We start from the raw sequence: 17324 nt of genomic DNA, 5'->3' as shown, positions 1-17324 counted from the left end.
TATTAGCTATGCTTTAACAGTATTCTTTATGATAACTAGACCTCTTTTGGGCCCTGGTATTGCACCTTTTATTAAAATTAATTTTCTATCTGAATAAACTTTAACAATTTTTAATGCTTGAACAGTAACCCTATCGCCTCCTAGTCTACCTGGAAGCTTTCTTCCTTTAAAAACTTTTGCAGGACCTTTTGCTGCAAGTGAACCAGGTCCTCTGTGAAAATGAGAGCCATGGGTCATTGTTCCTCTAGCAAAATTATGTCTTTTTATACTTCCTGCAAACCCTTTTCCTTTAGATGTTCCTACTACATCAACCATATCTCCTTCATTAAAAACATCAACATTTAACTCTTGTCCTATTTCATAATCATCAACATTATCCACACGAAATTCCTTCACATAACGTAGTGGTTTGGTATTAGCCTTTTTGAAATGACCTTTTTCTGGTTTGTTCACTGATTTTTCTTTAATTGGCATAAATCCAACTTGTATTGCGTTATATCCATCAGACTCAACTTTTTTCTTTTGAAGAACAACACACGGTCCAGCTTCAACTACTGTTACCGGCACAGCCTTTGCTTCATCATCAAATATTTGAGTCATTCCTATTTTTATGCCTAATATTGCCTTATCTATGTTTGCCACCCTATATACCTCCTAGTTGTGTTCTCAAAGCGAGAGGTTGGAAGTGGGAAATCCAACATCACCTTAGGGTCTTTGTTTTTTGCTCTGAGATTATTATATAACCCACTAATCTCTTGGCACTTTTCCCCAATCTATAACTTTATCTCAATGTCAACACCCGAGGGTAAATCCAGGTGCATTAGAGCATCTATAGTCTTGGGATTTGGATCTAGTATATCAATTAAACGCTTATGGGTTCTCATTTCAAATTGTTCTCTTGAGTCTTTGTTTACATGTGGTGATCTTAATATTGTATATATGCTTTTTTTAGTTGGGAGCGGAATTGGACCAGAAACTTTAGCACCATTTTTTTTAGCTGTATCAACAATTTTTTGGGTAGATTGGTCTAATAGTTTATGGTCAAATGCCTTTAATCTTATTCTAACTTTTTGTTGAGCACTCACTCTAAACTTTACCTCCTTAGACTGGCTTAATATATAACACGCTTCCAAGTGTTTTGCAAAGAAGGATTAGTCCCAATCCTTCTTTGCATTTTTTGCGCCCTATGATAACACGCACTCAGTCTTATTCTTTAATTCCAGTTACAACACCGGCTCCAACAGTTCTTCCACCTTCTCTAATAGCAAATCTTAGTCCTTCTTCAATTGCTATTGGGGTTATTAGGCTTATTGCCATTTGAATGTTGTCTCCTGGCATTACCATTTCTACTCCCTCAGGTAATTCACATATTCCTGTTACGTCTGTTGTTCTAAAGTAGAATTGTGGTCTGTATCCACTGAAAAACGGAGTATGTCTTCCTCCCTCTTCTTTGGTTAGTACATATACCTCAGCATCAAATTCGATTAATGGTTTGATGCTTCCTGGCTTTGCTAGTACTTGTCCTCTTTCTACTTCTTTTCTGTCTACTCCTCTTAGTAGTGTTCCTATGTTATCCCCTGCTTCTGCATAGTCAAGAAGCTTTCTAAACATTTCTACTCCAGTACATACTGTTTTTCTGATTTCTTCTTGCATTCCTATGATTTCTACTTCTTCTCCAGTTTTTATGGTTCCTCTTTCTACTCTTCCGGTTGTTACTGTTCCTCTTCCTGTTATTGTGAATACATCTTCTATTGGCATTAGGAATGGTTTGTCTGTTGCTCTTTCTGGTAATGGAATGTAGTCATCTACTGCATCCATTAGTTCCCATATCTTGCTACACCAATCACACTCTCTTGTTCCACATCCACATTCTAATGCTTTTAGAGCTGAACCTTTTATTATTGGTATATCGTCTCCAGGAAAATCGTATTCACTTAGTAGTTCTCTTATTTCCATTTCTACTAGTTCTAGTAACTCTTCATCATCTACCATGTCTACTTTGTTCATGAATACTACTATATTTTCTACTCCTACCTGATTTGATAAGAGAATATGTTCTCTAGTTTGTGGCATTGGTCCATCTGATGAGGATACCACTAATATGGAACCATCCATTTGTGCTGCTCCGGTTATCATGTTTTTTATGTAGTCAGCATGACCTGGACAGTCAACGTGCGCATAGTGTCTTCCTTCTGTTTGATATTCAACATGAGCTGTGTTGATGGTTATTCCTCTTTCTCTTTCTTCTGGTGCCTTATCAATTGAATCATATGATGCTGCTACTGCCCCACCTTCTGATGACAAACACAAGGTTATTGCTGCTGTTAAGGTAGTCTTTCCATGGTCTACGTGACCTATTGTTCCAACATTAAGATGAGGTTTCGTTCTTTCAAATTTTTCCTTTGCCATTTTATTCACCTTTCCTTTCTATTTAACATTAAACGGGTAATCCATATCGTTTTGCTATTATTTCTTTACCTTTAGCTTCTGGTACTTCTGCGTATTGTCTAAGCTGCATTGAAAATGTTGCTCTGCCTTGGCTAGCTGACCTTAAGGCTGTTGCATATCCAAATGTTTCAGCTAATGGTACTGTGCCTTTAACAATTCTTAAATCCTTTCCTTCTTCAAAACCAAGTATTCTTCCCCTGCGTGAGTTTAAGTCTGCAATTATATCTCCCATATAATCCTCAGGGGTTATTATTTCAATATCCATTATTGGCTCTAGAAGTACTGATTTAGCCTTTTGCAACCCCTCCTTTACTGCCATACTAGCAGCAATTTTAAATGCTTGTTCAGAGGAATCCACTTCATGAAATGAACCTCCTATCAGTCTAGCCTCTATATCATCAACAGGATATCCAGCTAATATCCCAGCCTGAAGAGCTTCTTTAACTCCAATTTCTATACTGCTTATAAACTCCTTAGGTATAACACCTTGAGATGTTTTGTCATAAAACTTTATCCCTTGTCCTTCTTCTAAAGGTGTAATTTGCAAAACTACATGCCCATATTGTCCCCTACCACCAGCTTGCTTTTCAAAAACAGCCTCAGCCTTTTTCGTGTTTTTGATTGTTTCTTTATATGCAACCTGTGGTTTTCCTATATTGGCATTCACTTTAAATTCCCTTAATAGTCGATCAATTATTATTTCTAAATGTAGTTCACCCATTCCAGAGATAATTGTCTGTCCAGTTTCTGAATCAGAGCGTGTATAAAAAGTAGGATCTTCTTCACCTAAACGTCGTAAGCTTTCGCCGATCTTATCTTGGTCGGCTTTAGTTTTTGGTTCAATTGCTACATCAATTACTGGTTGAGGAAAATTCATGGATTCAAGAAGAACACTATTTTTTTCATCACAAATTGTTTCACCAGTAATAGTTTCTTTAAGACCAACTACCGCTACTATATCACCAGCATAGGCAGTATCTACTTCTTCTCTGTGGTTAGAATGCATTTTCAGCAGTTTGGTTATTCTTTCTTTTTTGGCCTTAGTACAATTTAACACATATGAGCCAATTTTTATTTTTCCAGAATATATTCTGATATAGGTAAGTTTACCCACATATGTGTCAACAGCAATTTTAAAAGCTAAGGCTGAAAAAGAAGAATCAACATCTGCTTTAACAATAACTTCCTCTTCAGTTTTGGGGTCAATACCTTTTATTCCTTTCACATCCAATGGTGAAGGTAAATAATCTACTACTGCGTCTAGTAGCATTTGAACACCCTTGTTGCGAAATGAAGAGCCACATAATACAGGAACTATTTCGTTAGCAATTGTTAAGTTTCGTAAAGAACTGTTTATTTCTTCTGTTGATATATCATGACCTTCTATATATTTTTCTAGTATATCGTCATTATACTCAGATAGCTTTTCAAGTAATTGGTTTCTATATTCTAAAGCTAATTCATACTCAGATGAGCTTAAATCTCTAGTTGTATATTTTTCACCAATTTCGTCTTCATAGATGTAAGCCTTTAGATTTATAATATCAATAACTCCCTCGAAAGAAGCTTCGGCTCCTATAGGAAGTTGTATTGGCATTGCCACACTGCCTAGTGTTTCATTTATCATTTTAACAACATTAAAAAAATCAGCACCTATACGATCCATTTTGTTTATATAGGCTATCCTAGGAACATTATATCGATCAGCTTGCCTCCAGACCGTTTCTGACTGAGGCTGCACACCTGCAACTGCACAAAAAATTGCAATAGCTCCATCTAAAATTCTCAAGGATCTTTCCACTTCAACTGTAAAGTCCACATGGCCAGGTGTGTCGATAATGTTAATGTTATAATTGTTCCAATAACAAGTAGTAGCAGCAGAAGTTATGGTTATGCCCCTCTCCTGCTCTTGCATCATCCAATCCATAGTAGCAGTCCCACTATCTACCTCACCCATACGATGAACTCTACCTGAATAGTACAATATTCTTTCAGTAGTAGTAGTCTTACCTGCATCAATATGAGCCATTATTCCAATGTTCCTTATGGCTTTAAGGTCACTGTTACTGGCCATATCACCACTCCTTGGCAGTTTAAATCTACTGGCTTACCTTACCAGCGGTAATGAGCGAAGGCTTTGTTTGCTTCCGCCATTTTATGTGTATCTTCTTTTTTCTTAACAGCAGAACCACTGCTATTTGCTGCATCAAGTATTTCTCCTGCTAGCCGTTCAGCCATTGTTTTTTCACCACGTTTGCGGCAATAATCAACTAGCCATCTAATTGCTAGAGTTTGCTTTCTATCAGGCCTTACCTCAACAGGAACTTGATAGTTTGCTCCACCCACTCTTCTTGCTTTTACTTCGACTATTGGAGTAATATTTTTCATTGCTTCTTCAAAAACTTCCATAGGGTCTTTTCCTGATTTTTTTTCAACTATTTCAAAAGCACCATAACAAATTTTTTCTGCTATGCTTTTTTTGCCATCCCACATTATTTGGTTTACTAGCTTTGTAAAAACTTTACTGTTGTATATGGGATCTGGTAATATTTGTCGCTTGGGAACGGGCCCTTTTCTAGGCATATCGCTCCTCCCTCCTATTTTTTCTTTGGTCTTTTAGTTCCATATTTTGATCTTCCTTGATTGCGATCTTGTACACCCGCTGTATCAAGTGATCCTCTAACAATATGGTATCTAACACCAGGTAAGTCCTTTACCCTACCACCTCTAATAAGTACAACAGAGTGTTCTTGTAGGTTGTGGCCTATTCCTGGAATATAAGCTGTTGCTTCTATACCATTAGTTAACCTTACCCTTGCTATTTTACGCAATGCAGAGTTTGGTTTTTTAGGGGTTGTAGTATAAACACGGGTACATACCCCACGTTTCTGTGGACAGCTTTTTAGGGCTGGTGCGTTTGATTTCTGTGTTATTTCCTTGCGTCCTTTTCTAATTAATTGATTAATCGTTGGCATATCTGCACCTCCTTCCCCGAATTAATCATAAAGTAATGCTACTGTAGCAGAACCTACATCAATACCACAAGCACTACCTAGTAATTCCATTTTTTCCACCATTTCGTAATTTGTTTGGTGGGCTTTACATGTTTCTACTAATGAGTTAATTATATGAGGTTCAGCATCACTAGCGATATAAACTTTTTTAGTTAATCCTTTTGTAATAGCTTTTTTCACCTGTTTTGTTCCTATTACTTTGCTATTACAATTTCGTATTTCGTCAAGTGACAACTGTTTATAACCCTCCTCTAAATTATAGGCCCCTTTTGTTTTATGGGTTGCTGATTACGCACCTAAACATTTTATCACCTATTCTAGAATGGAGTCAATTTTTTTACCTAAATAAATATAATATTTTTTGTTTTGTTACCATATTTTTAAGTAATATAGTTATTTTTTTTTATTATTAATCAGTAATTATTTTAATTTATGAATTCTGGTTTCTGCAAAAAGCAAAACTAAGGCTATGAAATCGGAAAACTTACGTTTCCTTTTTTATATATTTAAGAAGGAAAGCTTTGGCTTTCCTTTTATAAATCTTAATTAATAACAAGATTACACGGTCTTATTCTGTTGAGCCTACTAATTCGATTATTTCAGAATTTTCAACTACTTCTTCTAAACTAGAATCTGACTCCTCTTCGTCAATAATATCAACCTTTTTATATCGGGAGTATCCTGTACCTGCAGGAATAAGTTTTCCAATAATTACGTTTTCCTTTAAACCTATCAGATCATCAACTTTGCCTTTTATAGCAGCCTCCGTAAGAACTTTAGTTGTTTCTTGGAACGAAGCAGCTGATAAGAACGAGTCTGTGTTTAGTGATGCTTTTGTTATTCCTAATAGCATTGGACTACAAACTGCAGGCAACTTGTTCTGAGAAATTGTCTCTAAGTTTTCTTCCTCAAATGTTGAAATATCAATAAACGCACCTGGCAATACTGATGTTTCACCTGCATCCTCAACTTTAACTTTCTTTAGCATTTGCCTTATCATTATTTCTATATGTTTGTCACTAATATCAACACCTTGGGAACGATACACTTTTTGAACTTCTTGTAATAAGTATCTTTGCACATCCTGCAATCCTTTAGTTTTTAAAATATCATGTGGATTTAATGGGCCTTCAGTTAAGGCATCTCCCATTTCTACATAGTCACCCTCTTGGACTTTTAATCTAGAACCATATGGCACAGGAAATGCTCCTAAAATCTCACCATTATCATCTAATACTTCTACTTCGCGCCTACCTTTGTTTTCACCAAACCTAACAACACCTGATACTTCGGCAACTATTGCTTGACCTTTAGGCTTTCTAACTTCAAACAATTCTTCAACGCGTGGCAAGCCTCGAGTTATATCATCACCGGCTACACCACCTGTATGGAAAGTTCTCATAGTCAACTGTGTTCCGGGCTCACCTATTGACTGAGCCGCTATTATACCAACCGCTTCTCCTATTTCAACGTTATACCCAGTCGCTAGATTTCTACCATAACATTTTTTACATACACCATGTTTAGTTTTACATGTTAATACACTTCTAATTTTAGACTTTTCTATACCCAATTTTTCTATTAGATTAGCTGTATAATCATCAATCATTTCATTTTCTGAAACTATTACTTCACCAGTTTCAGGGTGCAATATTGTATCAATAGATACTCTACCAACTAATCTTTGATGAAGAGGTTCTATTAGTTGTGAGCCTTCAGTTATTTTTTCTACCCATATTCCTTCAACTGATTCGCAATCTTCTTCCCTTACTATAACATCTTGTGATACATCAACAAGTCTTCTAGTTAAGTAACCTGAGTCTGCTGTGCGTAAGGCTGTATCTGCAAGACCTTTTCTTGCACCATGTGTTGATATAAAATAATCTAGTACAGTCAAGCCTTCACGGAAGTTTGCTTTTATTGGAAGATCTATAATTTTCCCTGATGGATCCGCCATTAGTCCACGCATACCTGCTAATTGTCTTATCTGTTGGAAGTTACCACGCGCACCTGATGTAGCCATCATATATACTGGGTTTTCTTTGCTTAGATACTTTTTTAGTTCATCAGTTATTTCATCTGTAGCATTGTTCCATATCTCAACTACTTGATTATGACGTTCTTCATCTGTTATCAGACCTGCTTGATAATCAAATTGTATATCATCAACTATTTTGTCTGCTTCTTCTAAAATAGTCCATTTAGTTTCTGGGGTTTCAAAATCTGTTACCCCAACAGTTATGCCACCTTTAGTGGAGTATTTATACCCTAATCTTTTGAGACCATCAAGCATTTGGGCTGTTTTAGCATTACCTTCAAACCGATAGGATTCATAAATAATATCACCTAGTTTTTTCTTGTCTATCATTTGATTGAAATATCCTAAGCTATCTGGTATAACATCGTTAAATATTATTCTCCCAACTGTTGTCTCTACAAGATCATTTGACCCACCCTTGCTAGCAGGTATCTTAACCTTTATTTTTTCTTGTAGCTTAATATGCCCTAATTCATGAGCCATTTGAGTTTCTTCTGGGCTACTATAGGACTTAGGATTTTTTTTGTTTGCTTCTTCATCACTCATATAGTTCAAATAGTATAACCCTATAACCATATCTTGAGTAGGAGTAACTACTGGCTTTCCGTCTTTAGGATTTAGAATGTTACAGCTTGAAAGCATAAGTAATCTTGCCTCTGTTTGTGCTTCAGCTGATAAAGGTACATGAACAGCCATTTGGTCACCATCAAAGTCAGCATTGTATGCTGTACATACTAATGGATGTATCTGTAAAGCACGCCCCTCAACCAATACTGGTTCAAAACTTTGTATTCCCAAACGGTGTAGTGTTGGAGCACGGTTTAATAGTACAGGGTGTTCTTTAATAACATCCTCTAGAATGTCCCATACTTCCTCTCGTCCTCTTTCAACCATCTTTTTAGCACTTTTAATATTAGATGCTATTGCTTTATCTACAAGTTTTTTCATTACAAATGGCTTAAATAACTCTAGTGCCATCTCCTTGGGAAGCCCACATTGATGCATGTCTAGCTTTGGACCAATTACTATAACTGATCTTCCTGAGTAATCAACACGTTTCCCTAAAAGGTTTTGACGGAAACGCCCCTGTTTACCTTTTAGCATATCACTTAATGATTTAAGTGGACGATTGCCAGGACCAGTAACAGGTCTACCTCTTCTACCATTATCCACTAAAGCATCTACTGCTTCCTGTAGCATTCTTTTTTCATTTCTAACAATTATATCTGGAGCACCTAAATCTAATAATCTTTTTAGTCGATTGTTTCTATTTATAACCCTGCGATATAAATCGTTTAAGTCAGATGTAGCAAACCTACCACCATCTAACTGAACCATGGGCCTTAATTCCGGTGGAATTACGGGTAGTACATCCATAATCATCCACTTAGGGTTATTATCAGATAATCTAAAGGCTTCAACTACTTCGAGCCTTTTTATAGCTCTGCTTTTTCTCTGCCCGGTTGTTGATGATATTTCTTGCTTTAAATCAACTGATAGCTTTTCTAAATCTATGTCTTCTAAAATTGCTCTAATTGCTTCAGCTCCTATGCCAACCGTAAAGGTTTCACCATAGCGCTCCTTATGATCCCTATACTCCCTTTCACTAAGAAGTTGCTTCTTAAGTAAAGGTGTATCTCCAGGATCAAGTACAATGTAATTAACAAAATAAATTACTTTTTCTAGCACCTTGGGAGACATGTCCATAAGTAATCCCATGCGGCTTGGAATACCTTTTAGGTACCATATGTGACATACTGGTGCAGCTAATTCAATGTGACCCATACGTTCTCTTCTTACTTTAGAAGTAGTTACTTCTACACCACAACGATCACAAACTATGCCTTTATGGCGCACCCTTTTGTATTTTCCACAGTGACATTCCCAATCTTTAACTGGACCAAAAATCTTTTCACAAAACAAGCCTTCTTTTTCGGGTCTTAGTGTACGATAATTTATCGTCTCAGGCTTTTTTACCTCACCACTACTCCATGAGCGAATTTGTTCTGGAGAAGCTAAGGATATTTTTATGCGCTCAAAATTATTAATATCTAACAAAGCATTCTCTCCCTTCCAGAAGATTACTAGACCTTATTCTCCCTAGTTAAACTAATATGTCATCATCGTCACCAGGATCATCAGGGTCACTATTAATATCAACCACTTCTTCATCCTGCTCTATGTTTATAACATCATCAAAACCTTCTTCTTCGTCATCGTCTTCTAAGCTTTCTTCATCCGTATCCATTTTCTTAATATCATCATTAGATTGAGGAATTGCATCAGGTAACTCAAGACCAAGCTCTTTAGCTTTTTCTTTTTCATCAACCTCTAAATCTACATCTTTAATGTGGATTTCTTGATCATCCCCTGCTAACATTTTTACATCAAGAGCCAAACTTTGTAACTCTTTAATTAAAACCTTGAATCCTTCAGGAACTCCTGGTTCAGGAATATTGTCACCTTTTACAATTGACTCGTAAGTTTTAAGTCTCCCTACTACATCGTCTGATTTAACAGTTAATATTTCCTGTAGTGTATATGAAGCTCCATACGCCTCTAAAGCCCATACTTCCATTTCTCCAAATCTCTGCCCACCAAATTGAGCTTTGCCCCCTAGTGGTTGTTGAGTAACTAGTGAATATGGACCTATTGACCTAGCGTGTATCTTATCATCAACTAAGTGTGCTAATTTAAGCATATACACATATCCAATCGTAATTTCATTATCAAATCGTTCACCAGTTCTACCATCATATAACACGGCTTTTCCGCTTTCTGGCCGTCCTGCCTCTTTGAATTTTTCAAATATATCATTTTCATCAGCACCATCAAATACTGGTGTAGCAATATTTATGCCTAAAGTTTTAGCCGCCCACCCCATATGACATTCTAATATTTGTCCAATGTTCATTCGTGATGGAACTCCTAGTGGGTTTAAAACGATTTCTACCGGTGTGCCATCTTCTAAAAACGGCATATCTTCTTCTGGCAGTATCCGTGAAATAACTCCTTTATTACCATGTCGACCTGCCATTTTGTCCCCTTCAGATATTTTTCGTTTTTGTGCTATATATACTCTTACAAGTTGATTTACCCCTGGGGGTAATTCATCACCCTTGTCTCGTGAAAATCTTTTAACTGCAACAATTTTCCCACCTTCTCCATGTGGAACACGTAACGACGAATCTCTTACTTCTCTAGCTTTTTCACCAAAAATTGCTCGAAGAAGCCTTTCTTCAGGGGTAAGCTCGGTTTCCCCTTTAGGGGTAACTTTGCCAACTAATATATCATCTGGCCTTACTTCAGCCCCTACTCTAATTACTCCTTGTTCGTCAAGATTTTTCAACATATCTTCAGAAACATTTGGTATATCACGAGTGATTTCTTCTGGGCCTAGTTTAGTATCTCTAGCTTCACACTCATATTCCTCAATATGAATAGAAGTAAAAACATCGTCTTTAACAAGTTTTTCTGAAATTAATATAGCATCCTCATAGTTATAACCTTCCCAAGGCATAAAGGCTACTAGAACGTTTCGTCCTAAAGCTAATTCTCCATTATCAGTACTAGGACCGTCAGCAATGATTTCATTTTCTTCTATATGTTCTCCTAACTTAACAATCGGACGTTGATTATAGCAAGTACCTTGGTTTGAACGTACAAATTTTAATAAGTTATAGGTATCTATTTGTCCAGTATCTGCCTCTATAACAATTTTGTCTGCACTAATATTTTTCACAACACCAGATCTTTTAGCTAAAAGTACCGAACCCGAATCCTTGGCCGCCTTATATTCAAGACCAGTTCCAACAATAGGGGATTCTGTTTTTATTACTGGTACAGCTTGTCTTTGCATATTAGCACCCATCAACGCACGGTTAGCATCATCATTTTCCAAAAATGGAATTAATGAAGTAGCAACACTAAACACCTGCTTGGGTGATACGTCCATATAATCTACCCTGTCTATAGGCACCTCTAATGTTTCTTCAGCAAAACGAGTTTCTACTCTGTCTGTTTTAAATTTCCCATTTTCATCAATGGGTGAGTTTGCCTGTGCAACAACATAATCTTCTTCTTCATCCGCTGAAAGATATACTATTTCATCAGTTACTACTCCTGTTTCTTTATTCACCTTTCTATATGGGGTTTCAATAAACCCAAAATCATTAACTCTCGCATATGTTGCCAAGGATCCTATAAGCCCAATATTCGGACCTTCCGGTGTTTCAATTGGACATATACGACCATAATGGGAGTGGTGAACATCTCTAACTTGGAAGCCAGCTCTTTCGCGTGTCAATCCGCCTGGCCCCAGTGCACTTAGGCGCCTTTTATGCGTTAGCTCAGCTAATGGATTAGTTTGATCCATAAATTGAGATAACTGTGAACTACCAAAAAACTCTTTCACAGCAGCAGTAATAGGTCTTATGTTTATAAGTGCTTGAGGAGTAAGGCTTTCTACATCATGAATACTCATTCTTTCCCTTACAACTCTTTCCATTCTAACTAGTCCCGTTCTAAATTGATTTTGCAATAGTTCACCAATAGAACGAAGCCTCCTATTACCTAAGTGGTCGATTATATCTGTTTTACCTTCACCGTTAATTAGTTTAAGAATATATCCAATTGTACCTGTCATATCATCAAGGGTTAAATGTCTGGTTTCTACTGGTATATCCAGATCAAGTTTTTTATTTATTTTGTAGCGACCTACAGTAGCCATGTCATATCTTCTAGGATCAAAAAACAGATTATTTAATAGCTGTTCAGCAGCATCCTCAGTGGCCATTTCACCAGGCCTTAATCGCCTATAAAATTCAATTAGTGCTTCTTTTTTATTTGTTGTTGGGTCTTTATCTAATGTTTTTGAGATAGTTTCATCATTATTATAGAGCTCTAATATTTGCTCGTTTGTTTCATATCCTATAGCTCTTAAAAGCACTGTTACAGGTATTTTCCTAGTTTTATCTATTCGGGTATATATAATCCCTGCACTATCCATTTCGAGCTCAAACCAAGCCCCTCGATTAGGTATAACAGTAGCGCCATATAAAATGTTTCCTGCAACATCTAAACGATCACTGAAGTACACTCCTGGTGATTTTACTAATTGGCTTACTACTACCCTTTCTGCTCCGTTTATAATAAACGTGCCCTTATCGGTCATGAGTGGAAGGTCGCCCAAATAAACTTCATTTTCTTTTAATTCTCCACTATCTTTATCAGTTAATCTAACTTTTAGTTTTAAGGGCGCTTGGTAACTGACATCCCTTTCTTTACATTCATGGATTTCGTATTTGGGTTCACCAAATGAATAGTTAATAAAATCTAATTGTAGGTTTCCTGTGAAATCAGTAATTGGAAAAACTTCGTTAATCGCCTCTCGAAGTCCATTATCCAAAAACCATTGAAATGAGTTAAGTTGAACTTGAATTAGATTAGGAAGTCCAATAACCTCATTAATCCTTGAATAACTCAATCTTTCAACTCGACCAAATTTTTGTATGTACGCCATCAATTATCCACCCCTTTAATTAATTCCCAAAAGAGTGAAAAGCAAGGCCTAAATCCTAAACCTCGCTTTAATGTACCGCTCTCCTAAAAACTATATTAACTAAACTGACACTGTAACACAATGGCAATTATTAATGTTACCACAACCATTTTCTGATGTCAAGAAATGTTTTGTTTTTTTGTTATTCTCCATTTTTTTCTTCGTCAGAGTTTTTGTTTTCTTCTGTTTGCTCTAGTGAATAATACTCATCTATTAATCTTTCTACTGACAGCATTTTACGGTATAAAAATAAAAGTATAATTATGAAACTTACAAAAAATATTATTCCACTAGCGAGAAACGGTTCACTAACCATAAATCTATATAGTCCATCAAACACATTTGTTATGTTTTGACTTAAGGTATCTAAAAAGCTACTTGTCTCATTAGTCGCAAGAGCTTGCTTTGGAAACACGGCAACCATAACTAAAGCTAATAGAAAAACTACAGATTTATGTACTACTAACATCATTTCCCTCTTTTCATTTAATTAAACCTAACTTTATATATAATACTAAATTTTAGTAGTTAATTAAACTGTTTTTGATTAATTTTAAATTTTTAATTCTGATTCTGCTGTAAAAAGTAACTACAACAAACTTAAGGCTGAGCAAACATGTTTATCTAACCCCGAATAGCAAGGCGTGGTGCATAGATCACGGCTAAGTATAAATAAAAAATCATCTTAGATAATAAGTGCTAAGCTAAAATGGAGGTAAAGACCGATGAGTGGCATGATAAACATGTTTGCTCAGCCGATTCCATACTCTAAGTTTAGCTTTTTGCAGTGGAATCAAAATTCAAAATTAAAAAAAGGGTGTGTACACACCCTTTTTTATGCAACTTATTTAAGTTCGATTTTTCCGCCAGCTTCTTCGATTTTACCTTTAATTTCTTCAGCTTCTTCTTTACCGATTTTTTCTTTTACCGGGTTTGGTGCTTCATCAACTAAAGCTTTAGCTTCTTTTAATCCAAGACCAGTTATTTCTCTAACTACTTTGATAACATTAATTTTCTTATCTCCAGGTGATTCTAAGATGACATCAAATTCAGTTTGCTCTTCAGCAGCTTCTGCTTCTCCACCAGCTACTGGTCCTGCTGCTACTGCCATAGGTGCTGCTGCACTTACACCAAACTCATCTTCTAGTGCCTTTACTAATTCAGATAATTCTAAAACCGTAAGATCCTTTACAATATCGATAACTTCTTGTACTTTACTCATTTAAAATTGCCTCCTTATTAAATAACTTTAAAATTTATTAACATGCCTCTTTTTGATCTTTTATTTGATCTAATGCTCTAACTAGCCCAGTAATATTCGCATTTAGAACATTAACAAATCCTGTAATAGGTGCTTGCATTGTGCCAAGCACTTGAGCAACAAGAACTTCTCTTGAAGGTAGGTCAGCTAATTCTTTTACTTTATTTGCTTCAACCATCTGACCTTCCAAAATCCCTAGTTTAACTTCAAGGTTTTTATGTGTTTTTGCAAATTCAAATAATGTTTTTGCCGGGCCAACTGGGTCCTCTTCACTAAAGAGAATTGCATTTGGGCCTACAATTTTCTCAGCTATGTCTTCCTGGCCATTATTTTGAAGCGCAAATCTAACCATGGTGTTTTTTAACACTTTATATTCAACACCTGGAACCCTTAATTTGTTCCTAAGTTCAGAAACTTCGTCAACATTAAGCCCTCTAAAATCAGTAAAAACAACCAATTTTGAATCCTTAATCTTTTGTTCTATTTCTTTTACTAGTTTTTGTTTTTCTTCAATTTTGGACATCGTTTTATGTCACCCCCTTTTTCGGGAAATCATGAGGTTTTTTAGTATCAAAAAACCTCTGCAGATTAGCCCGCAGAGGTTAGAAGTGCATTAGTTGTTGTTTAATGCAAATTATCTAATAAACCTCGGCAGGTGAATCTAATTCTTTAAGGCTTATAGCCACCGGCTTTCTACAGTTTCAATTTTCAATTTTATGTTGTTAATATATACTATTTTACTTATTTGCTGCCATCAATACAAGGGGGTTAATCTTTATTCCTGGCCCCATTGTTGTACATATAGTAACAGATCGCATATATTGACCTTTGGCAGCAGCAGGTTTAGCTTTTATTAAAGCATCAGCTAAAACATTAAGATTTTCTTGTAGCTTTTCAACATCAAATGATGCTTTTCCTATTGGAGCATGAACTATAGAAGTTCTGTCTACTCTAAACTCTATTCTACCAGCTTTAAGTTCATTTACTGTACGCTCAATATCAGGGGTTACTGTACCAGCTTTTGGATTTGGCATTAATCCTCTAGGCCCTAGTATTTTTCCTAGCTTACCCACTACTGACATCATGTCAGGGGACGCTACAGCAACATCAAATTCGAACCAACCATTTTGAATTTTTTCTGCTAAATCTTCTGCTCCTACATAATCAGCACCAGCTGCTTCTGCTTCTTGAGCCTTGTCTCCCTTAGCAAAAACAAGAACACGGCGGGTTTTACCTGTTCCATGTGGTAGACTAACAGTTCCTCTCACTTGTTGATCTGCATGTCTTGGATCTACCCCAAGCTTTATGTGAACTTCAACAGTTTCATCAAACTTAGCTCTAGCTGTTTCCTTCACTAACTCTAAGGCTTCAGCAGATTCATATTGTTTGTTACGCTCTACTTTTTTTGCTGATTCTACGTATGATTTTCCTTTTTTCATTTTGTTCCCTCCTGTGGTTTAGGCGGATTTAAATCCTCCCACATTTTTTTACTCAACTACTTCTATACCCATACTTCTTGCAGTACCTTCTATCATTCTGATAGCTGCATTTAGGTCTGCTGCATTAAGGTCTTCTTTTTTCATTTCTGCTATTTCTTTTAGCTTATCACGACTTATCTTAGCTACTTTATTAACATTGGGCTCACCAGAGCCTTTTTCTACATTAGCTAGTTTTTTAAGTAAATCAGATGCAGGTGGTGATTTTACTATAAAAGAAAAAGATCTATCTTCATACACGGTAATTTCAACCGGTACAATATATCCAGCTTGATTAGCTGTTTTGGCATTGTATTCTTTACAAAATCCCATTATGTTTACACCATATTGTCCAAGAGCTGGCCCTACAGGTGGAGCTGGTGTTGCTTTTCCTGCAGCTATTTGTAGTGAAATCTTTCCCATAACTCTTTTTGCCATTATGTTCCACCTCCCTTTATAGTTTATCTAATTGTTCATAATCCAATTCTACAGGGGTATCCCTACCAAACATGGATATATTAACACGAACCTTACCTCTATCAGCAAGTATTTCTTTAACAACACCTTCAAAATTAGCAAATGGTCCACTTTTAACTCTTATGTTATCACCTATATCAACATCGATAACTTTCTTAGGCTTTTTCTCAAGCAATCCCATTTGTTCTAAAATTTTATCCACTTCGTCTTGCTGCAATGGTATTGGCTTAGTTCCACTTCCAACAAAACCAGTAATTCCCGGAGTATGTCTTACAACATACCAAGATTCTTCATCCATAATCATATTAACAATAACATAACCAGGAAAAACTCTTTTATTGGTAACCTTGCGCTTACCAGCTTTATACTCAACTTCTTGCTCCTCAGGCACTATCACATCAAAAATTTTATCCTGCATGTTCATTGACTCAACCCTTTTTGTTAGGTCGACTTTTATTTTATTTTCATAACCTGAATATGTATGAACTACATACCAGTCACCTTTTCTAGCTCGTGTTAAATCTTTTTCTCTTTCTAAATTGGTATTTGTGTTTTCTAATGGCTCCTTCATATTAACTGGAACCACCTCCTCCAATTATGCAAATGCATTAAATAGTCTCTCTAACACAAATGAAAGCCCCATGTCAAATAACCATATTATAATAGCAACTAGTGTAACAGCAAATAAAACTACACCAGTATATCCTATTATTTGTGGTCTTCCGGGCCAGTGAACTTTCTTTAGTTCACTATATACATTAATTAAAAATTCTTTTAACCAACTAAACCTTGATTGAATGTTTTTTTCTTCTTTTGCTGAAGCATTATTTTTGGCCACTTTTTCACATCCCCAGTGTTTACTTAATCTCTTTATGAACAGTATGTGTATTGCAAAATCTACAATACTTTTTTAATTCTACCTTTTCTGTCATGGTCTTCTTGTTCTTAACTGTTGTGTAATTACGTTGCTTACAATCTGAACAAGCTAGTGTTACCCCAACTCTCACGCCTACACCTCCATCCTCAGCACAAAAATCCTACAATACTCTAT

17 protein-coding genes and 1 other annotated feature are annotated in these 17324 nt (G+C 36.1%); all 17 genes read right to left on the bottom strand.

Features of this window, described 5'->3' with window-relative positions; genetic code table 11:
• Positions 1-6 precede the first annotated feature (6 nt).
• The 17 genes from rplC to rpmG all read right to left on the bottom strand — a co-directional run bounded on the left by rplC (position 7) and on the right by rpmG (position 17280).
• Positions 7-633 (bottom strand): 50S ribosomal protein L3, encoded by a 627-nt coding sequence (rplC, locus tag SYNTR_RS10870; RefSeq protein ID WP_156204773.1) that lies wholly within the window; start codon positions 631-633, stop codon positions 7-9.
• Between the two features lie 140 nt (positions 634-773).
• Positions 774-1085: a 30S ribosomal protein S10 gene (gene rpsJ / locus SYNTR_RS10865; protein WP_156204526.1), complete on the bottom strand. Its 312-nt coding sequence runs from the start codon at positions 1083-1085 to the stop codon at positions 774-776.
• Between the two features lie 121 nt (positions 1086-1206).
• Complete coding sequence (tuf, locus tag SYNTR_RS10860) at positions 1207-2409, bottom strand: elongation factor Tu (protein WP_156204511.1); 1203 nt, start codon at positions 2407-2409, stop codon at positions 1207-1209.
• Between the two features lie 28 nt (positions 2410-2437).
• On the bottom strand, positions 2438-4522 hold the full coding sequence (fusA, locus tag SYNTR_RS10855; protein ID WP_156204525.1) for an elongation factor G: 2085 nt from the start codon (positions 4520-4522) through the stop codon (positions 2438-2440).
• Positions 4523-4560: 38 nt separating this feature from the next.
• Positions 4561-5031 carry a 30S ribosomal protein S7 gene (rpsG, locus tag SYNTR_RS10850; RefSeq protein WP_156204524.1) on the bottom strand — a complete coding sequence of 157 codons (471 nt, stop codon included), beginning with the start codon at positions 5029-5031 and terminating at the stop codon, positions 4561-4563.
• A 14-nt stretch (positions 5032-5045) separates the two neighbouring features.
• Complete coding sequence (gene rpsL / locus SYNTR_RS10845; protein ID WP_156204523.1) at positions 5046-5423, bottom strand: 30S ribosomal protein S12; 378 nt, start codon at positions 5421-5423, stop codon at positions 5046-5048.
• A gap of 21 nt (positions 5424-5444) precedes the next feature.
• On the bottom strand, positions 5445-5696 hold the full coding sequence (locus SYNTR_RS10840) for a ribosomal L7Ae/L30e/S12e/Gadd45 family protein (RefSeq protein WP_156204522.1): 252 nt from the start codon (positions 5694-5696) through the stop codon (positions 5445-5447).
• 334 nt (positions 5697-6030) lie between these two features.
• On the bottom strand, positions 6031-9558 hold the full coding sequence (rpoC, locus tag SYNTR_RS10835; protein WP_156204521.1) for a DNA-directed RNA polymerase subunit beta': 3528 nt from the start codon (positions 9556-9558) through the stop codon (positions 6031-6033).
• A gap of 46 nt (positions 9559-9604) precedes the next feature.
• A complete protein-coding gene (gene rpoB / locus SYNTR_RS10830) occupies positions 9605-13021 on the bottom strand; it encodes a DNA-directed RNA polymerase subunit beta (protein ID WP_156204520.1) in 3417 nt (1138 codons plus the stop codon).
• Between the two features lie 181 nt (positions 13022-13202).
• A complete protein-coding gene (locus tag SYNTR_RS10825) occupies positions 13203-13532 on the bottom strand; it encodes a hypothetical protein (protein ID WP_156204519.1) in 330 nt (109 codons plus the stop codon).
• A gap of 372 nt (positions 13533-13904) precedes the next feature.
• The gene (gene rplL / locus SYNTR_RS10820) at positions 13905-14282 is read right to left on the bottom strand and encodes a 50S ribosomal protein L7/L12 (RefSeq protein ID WP_156204518.1); all 378 of its coding nucleotides are present in this window, start codon (positions 14280-14282) and stop codon (positions 13905-13907) included.
• A gap of 37 nt (positions 14283-14319) precedes the next feature.
• Positions 14320-14844, bottom strand: coding sequence for a 50S ribosomal protein L10 (rplJ, locus tag SYNTR_RS10815; RefSeq protein WP_156204517.1), 525 nt, complete (start codon positions 14842-14844; stop codon positions 14320-14322).
• Positions 14845-14884: 40 nt separating this feature from the next.
• Positions 14885-15038 (bottom strand) — a sequence feature (ribosomal protein L10 leader region).
• A 20-nt stretch (positions 15039-15058) separates the two neighbouring features.
• Complete coding sequence (gene rplA / locus SYNTR_RS10810; protein ID WP_156204516.1) at positions 15059-15760, bottom strand: 50S ribosomal protein L1; 702 nt, start codon at positions 15758-15760, stop codon at positions 15059-15061.
• Between the two features lie 48 nt (positions 15761-15808).
• Positions 15809-16234, bottom strand: a complete 426-nt coding sequence (gene rplK / locus SYNTR_RS10805; protein WP_156204515.1) for a 50S ribosomal protein L11 — start codon at positions 16232-16234, stop codon at positions 15809-15811.
• Between the two features lie 16 nt (positions 16235-16250).
• Positions 16251-16844, bottom strand: coding sequence for a transcription termination/antitermination protein NusG (gene nusG / locus SYNTR_RS10800; protein ID WP_156204514.1), 594 nt, complete (start codon positions 16842-16844; stop codon positions 16251-16253).
• 24 nt (positions 16845-16868) lie between these two features.
• On the bottom strand, positions 16869-17111 hold the full coding sequence (gene secE / locus SYNTR_RS10795; protein ID WP_156204513.1) for a preprotein translocase subunit SecE: 243 nt from the start codon (positions 17109-17111) through the stop codon (positions 16869-16871).
• Positions 17112-17130: 19 nt separating this feature from the next.
• Complete coding sequence (gene rpmG / locus SYNTR_RS10790) at positions 17131-17280, bottom strand: 50S ribosomal protein L33 (protein WP_156204512.1); 150 nt, start codon at positions 17278-17280, stop codon at positions 17131-17133.
• Positions 17281-17324 lie beyond the last annotated feature (44 nt).

The sequence above is a fragment of the Candidatus Syntrophocurvum alkaliphilum genome, from assembly GCF_009734445.1.
Classification (GTDB): domain Bacteria; phylum Bacillota; class Syntrophomonadia; order Syntrophomonadales; family Syntrophomonadaceae; genus Syntrophocurvum; species Syntrophocurvum alkaliphilum.
The sequence above is the reverse complement of the archived record's forward strand: the minus strand, read 5'-3'. Positions and strand labels throughout refer to the sequence as shown.